A 13,451-nucleotide genomic window follows, 5' to 3' on the forward strand; every position below is an offset into this window, starting at 1 on the left:
ATTCTCACCCGAACGCGGTGACGCGCAGCCCCAGACCGACCGCGAAGATCAGCCAGGTCATGAGCGGCAGAAGCAGGACAAGTGCGATGGTGTGGCGCCAGTTTATCCGGGCGGCCGCGATCGAGGAGACGAAGGCGCACAGCGCCACCGCCGGGATCAGGCCAAGCCGTTCGATGGTGAAGGCGAAAACGATGATTCCCCCGAACGTTCCTGCCGCGGCCCGCAGCAGCCCGGGGGGCACCGTCAGGGCAATCTCGCCCTTCCGGAAGCCGAACGAAATGATCGTCACACCGCCGAGAAGCACGAGGATCGAGACGATCGTCGGGAAGGCGCCGGCTCCCACTCTCGTCAAGTCACCGAAATCCAGCGACAGAGCCTGATTCAGTGCCACGACGCCGATCGTGGTGACCGCCAGTCCCGCAAGGACGCTTGGGTGCTGTCTGACAAAGTTCCGCATTCGATGTGACCTCCCGCCATCTGGGCAGTACCCCCCTCATGTCTACGGCGGTACCTGCCTGCCTGCCATATCGAATAAGTTTGGTATATTCAATAATATTTGGAAATCAGAAAATTATTGACATTCTCGTATCGTTGCTCCCCTCTACGGGCGAAGGGTGGACAGGGGTCCGCCATGAACTGTGACGAAGGAGGGGCCCATGGCGGCAACAGAGCAAACTGAAGTCCTTATTTGCGGTGGCGGACCTATCGGGATGACTCTGGCCCTGGACCTTGCGGCGCGGGGGGTCCGGAGCACGATCCTCGAAAAGACCGACGGCCGCATCGAAACGCCCAAGCTGGGGCTGGTCAGCATTCGAACCATGGAGATTTTCCGCCGGCTGGGAATCTCTGGTTACGTGCGGGACACGACATTCCGTCGCGACTACGGCCTGTCCATGGTCTACTGCACGACCATCGCAGGACACTTCCTTGGCCGTATTCCCTATCCGTCGCTCCAGGATGAGAAGCCGGTTCCGGAAAGCCCCGAGACCAAGTGGCGCTGTTCCCAAATCTTCCTGAATCCCATGCTGGAAGAGCGCGTAAAGGCAGAGCCGCTGATCGACATTCGGTATCTGACCAAACTCGAGAGCTTTCAGGATCTGGGGTCGCATGTCGATGTCACGGTGTCGCTCGAAGACGGCGAACAGGAGGTGCTGACCACCCGGTATCTGGTCGGATGCGACGGCGCGGGCAGCAATGTCCGGCGCCAGCTGGAGATCGGCATGACCGGGAAGGAGCAGATCGACCATTCGGTGGCCATCTTCTTCAAGTCCGCGGCGCTCGCCCGGGATCACAAGATGGGCGATGCCGAACGCTACTACGTCGTCGATGAAAGCGGCTGGTGGGGAAACATCTCGGCGATGGATGGCTACGAACTGTGGCGCCTGACCGTCCCGGGCACCAGCGAGACCGTCGCCGACATCGTGGCCAATGCCGACGCCTGGGTGCGCAAGGCACTGGGATCGGACGATCTTCCATTCGAGATCATTTCGTCGCTGCCCTGGCGGCGCACCGAGCTGACCGCCGACAGCTACGGCCGGGGCCGCGTGCTTCTGGCGGGAGACGCGGCGCATACCATGTCCCCGACCGGCGGCCTCGGCATGAACACCGGGATGGGTGACGTTGACAACCTCGGCTGGAAACTGGCCGCGACCCTGCGCGGCTGGGGCGGGTCGGCCCTGCTTGACAGCTATGTTGTCGAACGGCGGCCGATTGCGATCCGCAACTCCGGGGCATCGACCCACAACTACAATCAGCTGAAGTCGGTGCTCGACTGCACAGGTATCTTCGACGAGACCCCGGAAGGCGACGCCGTGCGCAAGCGGGTCGGCGAAGCGTTTGTCTCGGCAACCGAGACCGAGTGGGAAACGCAGGGCATTCATCTGGGATACCGCTACGAGGGTTCCCCGATCATCGTGCCGGATGGAACCCAGCCGGATGAAGACCATTTCCGGTGGTACAAGCCGACGTCCCGGCCGGGGCATCGTGCGCCGCATGCCTGGATCAGCGGCGCGCCACGAGACGGTGTGTCGACCCTGGACCTGTTCGGACACGGCTTTGTCCTGCTGCGCCTGGGAGAAACGCCGCCGGACGACGAACCGCTCGCCAAGGCCGCCCGTCGCCGCAACGTGCCCTACAGGGCCGCGCATCTCAGCGACCCCGACATCGTCGCTCTCTATGAGGCGCCGCTTGTTCTGGTGCGCCCGGACGGTCACGTGGCCTGGCGCGGGCAGAACCTGCCCGAAGAGCCGGACAAGCTGCTCGACACCGTGACGGGAACGGTCTGAGCCAAAGGACGAAAAGGCGCCGGAGCCATACCGGCCGAACAAGAAACCGGCCTATGGCCGGCAGATACCAAGAGGAGGAACCGATGAAACTTTTGAAACTCGCCCGCAGTCTGGCGGTTGCGGCAACTGCGTTTGCAGCGGCCTCGCCCGCGATGGCCGAATTCCCCGAGCGTGACATAACCATCGTGATGCCGTTTCCGCCAGGCGGCGGCACCGATCTGGTCATCCGCGAGATCGCCAAGCAGATCCAGAACATGGGCGGACCGACGCTGATCGTGGACAACCGGCCCGGCGCCGGCGGCACGATCGCCGCGATGTATGCAAAGGACGCAGAGCCGGACGGCTACACGATCTTCTTCGGCAATGCTTCGACGCATGCGATCAACCCCTACATCATGTCGGTCCCCTACGATCCCGTGGCGGACTTCGTTCCGGTCCTGGATCTGATGTCCTTCCCGCATGTCCTTCTGGTCCCGACCAGCAGCGGCATCGAGACGCTGGATCAGCTGATCGAATTGGCAAAGACCAAGGAAGGCGGTCTCAGCTTCGCGACCCAGGGACTCGGTTCCGGGGGGCAGTTGCTGGGTGAACAGCTGCGCATTTCGACCGGAACCAACATGGTCGCGATTCCCTTCCAGGGAGGTGGCCCTGCGCTGCTTGAAACCTCGACCGGGCGGACCGACTTCATGTTCAACGGTTTCGGTCCGGCGCGATCGTTTGTCGAGGACGGGGAACTGCGGCCCATCGCCGTCACGGGGCCGGATCGGCTGCCGCAACTTCCCGACGTGCCCACGATGGCTGAACTGGGTCATCCGGACGTGAATGCGGAATTCTGGTTTGGCGTGTTCGCGCCGGCGGGGACCCCGGACGACGTGGTCGAGAAGCTGCACGAGATCTTTGCCAAAGCCGTGGACACCGAGGGCGTCTCCAACGTGATGGCCAGCATGGCGGCAACCGTCAGTCTCGGGACGGGCAAGGAACTGGGTGCCCGCGTTGAGAGCGATCTCAAGAAGATGAAGGCGCTGACCGAAGCGATTGGCATCGCGAAGTAGACGACAACTGCCACACACCACGGCCTTGGTCGCCGCCCCTTGTCGGGCGGCGACCTTGCGGCTTCAAACTAGCTTGGCTCCGGTTCGGCCCGGGCCAAGCAACCGCATTCACAGAATCTTGCCGGGGTTCATGATCCCGTTCGGATCGAAGGCAACCTTGACGCGCCGCATCAGATCAAGCGCGACAGGCGGTGTGCTTTCAGCCAGGGCATGGCGCTTCATCTGCCCGATCCCATGTTCGGCAGAGATCGAGCCGTTGAAGCTGCGGACCAGATCATGGACCGCCTGGGTCATCTGCGGATAGAGAGCCAGGAACCGGTCCGGGTCATGATCCGGCGGTTGCGCGATATTGTAGTGCAGGTTCCCGTCACCCATGTGGCCGAAGCACGCAACTCGCGCTCCCGGACAGACGCCGTCCACGACCCGTTCGGCCTGCGCGAGGAATTCGGGCAGGGCCGAGACCGGCACCGAGATGTCATGCTTGATCGAAGCCCCGGCATGGCGCTGCGCCTCCGACATGGCTTCGCGCAGGTTCCAGAACGCCTGCGCCTGCCCAAGGTTCATGGCCAAGGCCGCATCGACGATCATCCCGGCTTCGAATCCGTCGGAGAGAATCCCCTGCATCAGCGCGTTCGCGTCTTCGGATGACCGGCTCGATGATATCTCGATCAGAACATGCCAGGGCGCGGCGTCGTTGAGGGGGGCGCGCGCGCCCGGCACATGGTCGATGGTCATGTCCAGCGCGAGTTCGGTCATCAGTTCGAACCCGGTCAACGCCCCTCCCGCCATGTCCGCCGCGAGCTGGAACAGGTCGAGTGCCTGACCGGGCGTTTGGACCCCAACCCAGGCAACCTCGACGCCCTTGGGCCTCGGATACAGACGCAGGACCGCCGCGGTGATGACGCCAAGCGTTCCTTCAGACCCGACAACCAGGTTCTTCAGGTCGTAGCCGGTGTTGTCCTTCTTGAGCTTGCGCAGGTCATCCAGAACCTCTCCGGACGGCAGGACAAGCTCGAGACCCAGACAGAGGTCGCGGGAATTGCCATAGGCCAAAACGCCGGTGCCGCCGGCATTGGTGGCAAGATTCCCGCCGATCTGGCAACTCCCCTGCGCGCCCAGCGACAGGGGGAAAAGCCGGTCGTGTTCCCTGGCGATGTCCTGCAACCGCTCCAGAACCATTCCGGCCTCCACCGTGACGGTGTTGTTGACCGTATCGATTTCACGCAGCGCATCGAGGCGGGAAAGGCTGAGGATTATCGAGGCGCCGCTGCTGTCGGGAATCTGCCCCCCGACCAGCCCCGTATTGCCGCCTTGCGGCACGATGGCTGTGCCGGTCTCGTTGGCAAGGCGCATGATCTTGCTAACTTCTGCGACGGTTCCGGGGCGCAAGACCAGCGCCGTGGCGCCGGTGAACAACCCGCGGGGTTCCCTGAGATAGGGCGACGCCTCATCGCCCGGGCATATCGCATGTCGTTGGCCCACGATCGCGATGAAGCGCTGGACGAGATCGTCAGGCAATGCTGCGGCCTCGGGATGGATGAGCCCTGTCCGGGCGTCCGCTGCGACCCTGGTGGTGTCGGGCATCAGATTGCTCTCCTTGGGGCAAGAATCTCGGGGGCTGTGGCGTAGGCACGAGTGGCGGGGCGGCCGCAGAGGACAAGCGCCTGCGATGCGAACTGCGGTCGGGGGTCAGGCATCTGGTCAAATCAAATAGCCGAATATTTCTAGTGTTTCGAAAATATGTGATTAACTGAATTGACTGCCCCGCACAAGGGGATCCGATATGCCGGCAGGCCCGCCCGACCTGGACGTCACCGACACGGTTCGCCGGCCGGCGCGGTCTCCAGACAAGGCAGGTCGGTGTCGGCGCGGCACAGTCCGGCGCGATGGCGCCAGCCCGGTTCAAGACCAATGCGACGTTTCTGGGGTCGGGCCGTGCCCCTGCTTGACCGAACAGGGCGCGCCCGCCGTTTCCGTTTCAACCGCAGGGACTCGCGCCACTGTCTTCGAGGTCAAGGATTGACCCGTGAGGCGTCGTGTTGCACCAGATGGTCGGCGACCCGGCTGGCAATCAGGGCGCTGACTCTCTGATTGGACTGCTCGGTAACACCGGCCACATGCGGCGTCAGTATGACGTTCGGCAGGTCAGCGAACACTGTTGCCGCCGCTTCGGTCAAGGGTTCGGTCTCGTAGACGTCAAGGGCCAGGCCGCCCAGATGCCCCCGGCGAAGCGACTCGGCGGCTTCGGCATCATTGACCACGCCGCCCCGGGCCGCATTGATCAGGATCGCACCCGGTCGCATCATGGCCAATGTCCCCGCGTTGATCAGGTGCCGCGTTTCCGGAACCAATGGCACATGCAGGCTCAGGACGTCGGCCGAACGCAGAAGTGCCTCGAGACTGTCGCAGCGACGGGTGTCGCCGTGCCAGGCAGGATCGTCGGCAGCCAGATAGGGGTCGAATGCCGCAACCCGCATTCCGAACCCCTGTGCAAGGGACGCGGTCTGGCGCGCGATCTCGCCAAAGCCCACCAACCCCAGTGTCATTCCGGCGGCCTCGCGGCCCGAACACGCTTGCCGCGGCCACTCTCCCTTGAGCATCGCATCGCGTGCCTGGTAGGCGCCGCGCAACAGGATGGCTGCCGTCGTCACGACATATTCGGCGACGCTGCGCGAGTTCGCGCCGGTCGCGGGAAACACGGCAATACCGCGCGTCTTGCAGGCGTCCAGATCGATATTGTCCAGCCCGACGCCCAGGCGCCCCACGCAGAGAAGCCCCGGGGACGCCTCGAGCAGGCTCGACGAAACCTTGGTGCGGTTCCTTACGATCAACGCCCGCGCATCCGCCAGCAGATCACGCAACCGGGCCGGGTCGTCCACCAACGTTGGATCGGAAACCACATCAAATCGTTGCCGCAACGTCTCGATGGCAGCCACATCCATGAATTCCGTAATGACGATATCGCTCATTTCCGATCCTCGAGCTTGGCAGCGGAAACACCGGCAGTGACAAATCCGGTCATATGCGTTCAGGCGACCGTGGTTCAGACACCGCGGACGCCGGGCCCGCTTGCTGCAATGCATTGCGGCCATCCCGAACGGGCAGGTCGGGCATGGCAGGCTCCTCCGTCACAGGTCCTTGAGCCTGGGGTCAAGAATGTCGCGCAACCGATCCCCGATGATGTTCAGGCAGAGAACGACGAAGAATATGGCCGCTCCGGGGATCATGATGAGGTGCGGAGCGTTGCGGATGTAGTTGCGCCCCGACGCAATCATGCTGCCCCAATCGGCGGTCGGTGGCTGCGCCCCCAGGCCCAGGAAGCTGAGGCTGGACGTCACGACAATCTTCATACCGACATCCAGCGTAAAAGCCACGATCAGTGGCGCGAGAATGTTCGGAAGAACATGCCGAACCATGATCCGCTGCGTCGAGGCGCCGATTGAACGGGCTGCTTCGACATAGTCCAGTTCCCGCACACTCAGGACCGAGCCGCGCGCGACACGGGCGTAGAGCGGCAGGCCCGAGATCGCGACGGCAAGCATGGCGTTCGTCAGGCCGGGTCCAACCGCCGCAAGGACGCCAATGGCCAAGAGGATGGTCGGAAATGCCAGCACCACGTCGGTCACGCGCATCAGCACGTTGTCGATCCAGCGGCCCATGAACCCGGCCAGCAGCCCCATGGCGCAGCCGAGCAGCAGCGACAGGAATGCGGCGCCGAAGCCGGCCAGCAGCGAAATCCGTGCACCCCAGATCAGGCGGCTCAGCACGTCGCGACCAAGCTCGTCGGTGCCCAGCAGGTATCCGGAGCTTCCGGGCGGCAACAGCCGGTCAACGGAGGTGATCGCATCGGGATCGGGAATCGGCAGCACCGGGGCAAGCAGTGCCAACCCGAAGACGGCGAGGATCAGGATCGCGGCGACCACGGACAGGCGGTGGCGCGCAAAACGCCACCAGGCCGGCCGGACGGTCCGCACCTCGGCGACGGAACCAGCGGTATCTGCGGCCTCAACCATATCGGATCCTCGGATCGACGGCGGCATAGAGCAGGTCTGCAACCAGGTTGGAGAAGATGAAGACGATCGCCGCGAAGAGCATCCCGCCCTGCACGATCGGGAAATCGCGGTTGCTGATGGATTGCACCAGCAATGTCCCCAGGCCGGGCCAGCTGAAGACCGCCTCGACGATGACCGCCCCGCCGAGCAGATGCCCCAACGAGACGCCAAGAACACTGATGATGGGGATCAGCGAATTCCGCAGCGCGTGGCGCATGACCACAAGCCATTCGGACAGACCCTTTGCCCTTGCCGTCCGAACATAGTCCTGGCCCAGCACTTCAAGAAGAGATGACCGGGTGAAACGAGCGATATACGCCATGTGAGCGGTCGCAAGCGTTAGCGCAGGCAGGATCAGGTGCCGCGCGACATCTCCGACCGTCCGGTCAATCGCCATCATGTCGTACATGCCGCCGGTCGGCAGCCATCGCAGCCAGACACCAAAGACCATGATCAGGATCAACCCGAGCCAGAAGTTCGGCATTGACCAGCCAATGACCGAGGTCACCATACTGGCGGAATCGACCGCGGTTCCGCGCCGCGTCGCCGCGATGATTCCAAGCGGCATTCCAAGAACGATCGCAAGGATGATCGCGGTCACCGCAAGCAGCAGGGTATTCGGAAAGCGGCTCATGATCTCGCTGAGAACCGGCTGCGACGTGAATAGGGATGTTCCGAAATTCCCGGCCAGGATTTGCCGCAGCCAGGCGAAATACTGGACCAGCACGGGTTGGTCGAGGCCGAGTTCACGCCGCAGCTCTTCGATCTCGGCCTGTGTCGAGTCCGCGGGCATCATCATCATCACGGGATCGCCAGGCGCCAGCCGCAATACGAAGAACGCGAACAGCGAGACGCCCAGCAGCACGGGGATCGTCGAGATAAGCCGTCCGATGATAAAGCGAGTCATGTCGTCGTCCTCGACCGCGAAGAATGGCGGCCGGCCTCAGGGAACAGCCGGCCACCGCCCTTCATCAGGGTTTCCAGGCGTAGGTGAGCGAATTGCCCCAGCCGGAAGGATGCGCCGCCGGATAGCCTTCCAGGGCCGCGTTATGGGCCTCGTAGGCAATCTCATGGCAGATGAAGACCCAGGGTGCGAGGTCCACGATCCGCTTCTGGGCATCGACGAAAGCCTGCGGCCGGATCGCCGGGTCCAGGGTTCCAGAGCCGAGCTCCAGCAGGCGATCCACCTCGGGATCTTGCAGGAAGCAGACATTGCGCTGTGTCGGCGGGACCATCGAACTGTGGAAATTCTGGAACAAGACGCCATCCGGGTCGCCCGTCGAAGGTGTCCAGCCGCGCGTGGCAATGGCAAACTCGCCGGCAGTGCGGCGCTGTTCGAAGGCGGTCCATTCCAGGGCCTCGATTTCACAATCGACCCCGATATCGCGCCAGTTGGCCTGCAGGAACTGGCTCATCTCAAGCGGCTTGAGCTGCCCGGCACGGCCGGTGTTGGTATAGATCGTCGTCTTGAAGCCATCCGCATACCCCGCCTCGGCAAGCAGGGCGCGCGCCTTGTCGGGATCGTAGTCGTATTTCTTGACGACATCGCCGGCGTAGTAGTCCCCGAACTGCGGAGACAGCGGCGAGTACGAACGCTGGGCCGCACCGCCCAGCACGTCGCGGATCAGTGCTTCCTTGTCGACCGCATAGTTCATCGCCTGGCGGACCCGCAGGTCGTCGAACGGTTTCTTGCGCATGTCCATCGACACGAACCAGACATACAGCGTCTTGCGTTCCTTCACCGTGACGTTCGGGTTGTCCTTCAGCGACTGTGCGACCTCTGCGGTGATCGAGTCGATCCAATCGACCTCGCCTGCCTCGAGGGCCGCGACCCGCGAGTTCATCTCGGGGATGATCCGGAAGCCGACCCGCGGCGCCACGCCTTCCTCTTCGAGGTAGAAGTCGTCGAACCGCTCGAGAACGGTCGAGTTGCCCTTGTCGCGCCTGGCGACCTTGTACGGCCCGGCGGCATAGTCCTCGTTGGCGAGGTCTGCTCCTGCTTCGACGGCCGAGATCGGGACACCTTCGAATTGATGTTCGGTGAACCAGTCCAGCATCGCAGCGTTGAATTCGCTCATGTAGACGTCGAGCGTCAGCTCATCGACAGCCACTGCTTTGGCGACGGTCCGCATCCTCCCCTTGGTCGTCCAGTTCAGGAAGTCGTAATGCGGATGATTTTCGTCGATCTGCATCATGATCCAGTTCGCGAGCGCGTCGGCCGTCACCTTGGTGCCGTCGTGGTAATAGGCGTTGTCGCGAATCCTGAAGCGGAACCGAAGCCCGTCATCCAGGATCTCGGGCATCTCGGCCGCAAGCCCCGGAACGATCTTGTAGCTGGCATTCACGTTGTCATACATCAGCAGCGCCCGCTGCACGAAGGGCAGCATCTGGTTGCTGGCGCCGGCAGCCGCGACCTGGTGGATGGCATTTGCCTCGGCCGAGACGCCGAGCACGATCGGGCTGCCGCGTGTCGCCGCCCGCGCAACCGTGGAATAGCCGAGACCCACGAGGCTCGACGCCGCGCTGAAGGCAGCAAGCGATACGCCGCCCTTGAGAGCATCGCGCCGGCTCGGGCCACGCTTCGGCAGTTCGGTTCTTGATTTCGTCATTGGTACTTCCTCCCTGGTTGTTCCCGACGCGCTCGTGTTGCGGCGCGTCAGTCGTTGAGATGGCAAGCAGACAAATGCCCGGCTCCAATGTCTTTCAGGACCGGATCCATCTTCTGGCAGATCGGCATCGCCGCTGGGCAGCGCGTGTGAAACCGGCATCCCGTCGGCGGATTGATCGGGTTGGGCACATCCCCGTGCAGCGCAATTCTGGCCCCGGTTGCGCGTGGGTGCGACTTCGGCACCGCCGACAACAATGCCTGGGTGTAGGGATGGTTCGGGGTCGAGAACAGGCTTCGCTTGTCCGCGAACTCGACCATCCGGCCAAGGTACATCACGCCGACGGTGTCACAGACCGCCTTCACGACGCTGAGGTTGTGCGAAATGAACAGATAGGTCAGGCCGTATTCACGTTGGACATCGCGCAGCAGGTTGAGAATCTGCGACTGGATCGAGACATCGAGTGCCGAAACCGCCTCATCACACACTACGAGGCTTGGCCGCAAAGCGAGCGCCCGGGCGATCCCGATGCGCTGCCTCTGCCCCCCGGAAAACTCGTGCGGAAGCCGGTTCGAGTGATGCGGTCCCAGGCCAACCTCTTCCAGCAAATCGGCAACGCGCTGCTTTTCCTCGCCACGTGCGACGCCGTGGATCAGCAGAGGTTCTTTCAGGATTTCTCCCACCGTCATGCGCGGATTCAGCGACGAAAGCGGATCCTGAAAGATCATCTGCATGTCCCGTCGGCGCTGGCGCATTTCGTCACGGCTCAGATCGAACAGGTTCTCGCCGTTGAAGATGACCGAACCGGCGGTCGCCTCGGTCAGGCGGAGCAGCACCCTTGCAAGGGTCGACTTGCCGCAGCCGCTTTCGCCAACAAGACCAAGAGTCGAACCGCGCCAGACCGAAAAACTGACGTCATCGACCGCCCGGACGACGCGCATCGGTCCGCGAAACCCTGCCCGGCCAATCGGGAAATGCTTGGTCAGGCCCGAGGCGACGAGAATGGCGTCCTTGGTGGTTGCAGGAGCGACAGCGGTGTCCATCATGTCGACTCCACATGCCAGCAGCGGGCGAAATGGTCGGGGCCGAATTCACGCTCGACAGGTTCCTCGCGACGACAGATGTCGGTCGCGCGCTCGCAACGCGGGTGAAAACGGCAGCCGGTCGGTGTGTGGAGTGGGTTGGGAACCGATCCTGCGATCTCGTCCAGCCGCGCATCGTCATCCTCGCGGTCGAGCCTGAGTGTCGAGCGCATGAGGCCGATCGTGTAGGGGTGCAGAGGCAGGTCGAAGAGCGCAGTCACCGGGGCTCTTTCGACAACCTGGCCGAGATACATCACCACCACATGATCCGCCAGTTCCGCGACAACCCCCAGATCATGGGTGATCAGGAGGACCGAGGTGGACAGCCGGGCTTGCAACGACCGGATCAGATCCAGAATCTGGGCCTGGATCGTGACATCAAGGGCGGTGGTCGGCTCATCCGCGATCAGCAGTCGGGGATTGCAGGACAAGGCCATTGCAATCATCACACGCTGCCGCATTCCTCCCGACAACTGGTGCGGATAGTCATCGACCCGCTGCTCCGGAGACGGAATGCCGACTTCGCGCAGCATCTCGATCGCCTTGGCCCTTCGCCGATGCTTGGGCATCGGTTGATGAAGATTGATCGCTTCGCTGATTTGAAACCCGATCGTCAGCACGGGATTGAGCGACGCCAGAGGCTCCTGGAAGATCATCGCAATTTCGTTGCCACGAATTGCCCGCATCCGCCGCTCGGTGGCGGTCAGGAGATTCTCGCCGGACAAGGAGATACTGCCGCCCACGATACGACCGGGCGGCTGGATAAGCCGCATGATCGACAGGGCGGTAACGCTCTTCCCGCAGCCGCTTTCGCCGATTATTCCGAGGGTCTGCCCCTCCCGCACCGAGAACGATACGCCGTCCACCGAACGGACGATCCCTTCTTCGACGAAGTGATGTGTTTCAAGCGCGCTGACTTCCAGCAGAACCGGAGGTTCCGGAACCTCGGCGTCGGGCGCCAATGCTTGCGAGGGTGCGTTCATCACGGCAGGGACATCTTAATGTAACCGCCCTGGACGACGGGCATCTTTCCGCACCCGTGGCTCGCGCCCGACCGGGGAGCAGCGCCAATTCGCCATGACGATGAAGCGATCGCCCCTTGCGTCCCCTTGTCCATGTTTGCAGCGATTTGGGGCCAGCGAAAATCGGGCGCGCAGGTTTCTGCGTGGTCAGCCGGGACAGCCATGTCGCGAATGGCTTTCGTCGGCCCGACCGGGTTCCGAAACTCATCTCCGCGCAGCTTGTCCCAGACCGATGTTCGCATTCCCCCTCCCTGGGAGTCTGTTGCGGGTCGTCGACTTCCACTTCTCGAGAGACCACCCGAGACGTCCGGCATTCTCCACTTGCACCTGCGTACGGAACTCAATAGTTGTTCGCATACAAGAACTCTAGTTCTCATCACTGTATGCGGCAGATGTCGTAGCAGTCAAGTTGCAAGCAAACCGAAAGAGATCGAATCCTTGCCCCCGACCCCCAGTACACAGCGATCCGTCAAGTCCGCCGAACGTGCGCTCGACCTCCTCGAGACCATCGGCAAGTCGCCAAGTGGCCTGACCTTCACCATGCTCTCGGAGAAGCTGAACATCCCGAAGAGCAGCCTGCACGCGCTGCTGGATGTGCTTCGCAGCCGGGACTACATCGAACTTGATCCGAATTCGCGGCTCTATACCCTGGGCGTCCGGGTCTGGGAGACGGGGTTTGCCTATCATCGGCACCACAACGCCGCCCAGCTTGCCGTCGAAGCAATGACGGCCATCGTCGACAAGGTGAACGAGACGACACAATACGCGAAACTGGTTGGCTCCGAGAACGTCTATCTTGCCAAGGTTGAGAGCACTCATCCGCTGCGGCTTCAGTCCGAAGTCGGCGTCCGGCTTCCGGCACATGCGACCGGGATCGGCAAAGCACTTCTGGCACAGCTGGACGATGAAGAGGTGCGAAGCCGATTGCCAAATGAGCAGCTGCAGAGGTTCACGGACAACACCATCGTTACGGTAACCTCGCTCCTCGAAGAGCTGCACGCCATTCGTCAGAGGGGCTTCGCGATCGACAACGAGGAATACTCGCAAGGCATATTCTGCGTCGCGGTTCCCGTTCCGGAACCTACGGGCCGTCCTGCGACCGCGCTTAGCGTGTCGGTGCCTGTATCACGGGCCACCCGCGAGGGACTTGTGACAATTCTTGGGGAACTGGCCAGCGGCAGCCTGAGCCTGGCGGGCCGGCTTGGCGGCAAGTATTCCGACCCCCAGCTTGAATCGCTTCGGGACAGCGCCTGGGCAGATGGGTGCATCTCCCAGATCACCAAGAGCGGCAGTTACAAGCTGAGCTTCCTCGACTGATATCGGTTGAACTCAAGGAAGCCGCTTGACGGGTC

Annotated in this window: 11 protein-coding genes; 3 read left to right on the forward strand and 8 right to left on the reverse strand. The window is 62.8% G+C overall.

Annotated features, from left to right (window positions below; all coding sequences use genetic code 11):
• Window positions 1-4: 4 nt before the first annotated feature.
• Window positions 5-457 carry a tripartite tricarboxylate transporter TctB family protein gene (locus NUW50_RS10145; protein ID WP_258288987.1) on the reverse strand — a complete coding sequence of 151 codons (453 nt, stop codon included), beginning with the start codon at window positions 455-457 and terminating at the stop codon, window positions 5-7.
• Between the two features lie 199 nt (window positions 458-656).
• On the opposite strand from NUW50_RS10145, the gene NUW50_RS10150 reads away from it, so the two are divergent.
• Window positions 657-2,285 (forward strand): FAD-dependent monooxygenase, encoded by a 1,629-nt coding sequence (locus NUW50_RS10150; protein WP_258289315.1) that lies wholly within the window; start codon window positions 657-659, stop codon window positions 2,283-2,285.
• Between the two features lie 83 nt (window positions 2,286-2,368).
• Entirely contained in the window at window positions 2,369-3,337 is a 969-nt protein-coding gene (locus NUW50_RS10155; RefSeq protein ID WP_258288988.1) for a Bug family tripartite tricarboxylate transporter substrate binding protein, read from the forward strand.
• A 108-nt stretch (window positions 3,338-3,445) separates the two neighbouring features.
• Here NUW50_RS10155 and NUW50_RS10160 read toward each other — a convergent pair whose 3' ends face one another.
• The 7 genes from NUW50_RS10160 to NUW50_RS10190 form a co-directional block, all read right to left on the reverse strand.
• Complete coding sequence (locus NUW50_RS10160) at window positions 3,446-4,921, reverse strand: FAD-binding oxidoreductase (RefSeq protein WP_258288989.1); 1,476 nt, start codon at window positions 4,919-4,921, stop codon at window positions 3,446-3,448.
• Between the two features lie 428 nt (window positions 4,922-5,349).
• A complete protein-coding gene (locus NUW50_RS10165; RefSeq protein WP_258288990.1) occupies window positions 5,350-6,306 on the reverse strand; it encodes a hydroxyacid dehydrogenase in 957 nt (318 codons plus the stop codon).
• Between the two features lie 159 nt (window positions 6,307-6,465).
• Window positions 6,466-7,350, reverse strand: a complete 885-nt coding sequence (locus NUW50_RS10170) for an ABC transporter permease (protein WP_258288991.1) — start codon at window positions 7,348-7,350, stop codon at window positions 6,466-6,468.
• A complete protein-coding gene (gene nikB, locus NUW50_RS10175; protein WP_258288992.1) occupies window positions 7,343-8,296 on the reverse strand; it encodes a nickel ABC transporter permease in 954 nt (317 codons plus the stop codon). Before nikB ends, NUW50_RS10170 begins: the two co-directional genes overlap by 8 nt.
• Window positions 8,297-8,360: 64 nt before the next feature.
• Entirely contained in the window at window positions 8,361-9,998 is a 1,638-nt protein-coding gene (locus NUW50_RS10180) for an ABC transporter substrate-binding protein (RefSeq protein WP_258288993.1), read from the reverse strand.
• Window positions 9,999-10,045: 47 nt separating this feature from the next.
• Window positions 10,046-11,041: an ABC transporter ATP-binding protein gene (locus NUW50_RS10185; protein WP_275982025.1), complete on the reverse strand. Its 996-nt coding sequence runs from the start codon at window positions 11,039-11,041 to the stop codon at window positions 10,046-10,048.
• On the reverse strand, window positions 11,038-12,060 hold the full coding sequence (locus NUW50_RS10190) for an ABC transporter ATP-binding protein (RefSeq protein WP_258288994.1): 1,023 nt from the start codon (window positions 12,058-12,060) through the stop codon (window positions 11,038-11,040). Before NUW50_RS10190 ends, NUW50_RS10185 begins: the two co-directional genes overlap by 4 nt.
• A 477-nt stretch (window positions 12,061-12,537) precedes the next feature.
• On the opposite strand from NUW50_RS10190, the gene NUW50_RS10195 reads away from it, so the two are divergent.
• On the forward strand, window positions 12,538-13,416 hold the full coding sequence (locus NUW50_RS10195; RefSeq protein WP_258288995.1) for an IclR family transcriptional regulator: 879 nt from the start codon (window positions 12,538-12,540) through the stop codon (window positions 13,414-13,416).
• Window positions 13,417-13,451: the final 35 nt, after the last annotated feature.

This window comes from Frigidibacter sp. ROC022, assembly GCF_024723735.1.
Classification (GTDB): Bacteria; Pseudomonadota; Alphaproteobacteria; order Rhodobacterales; family Rhodobacteraceae; genus SLM-1.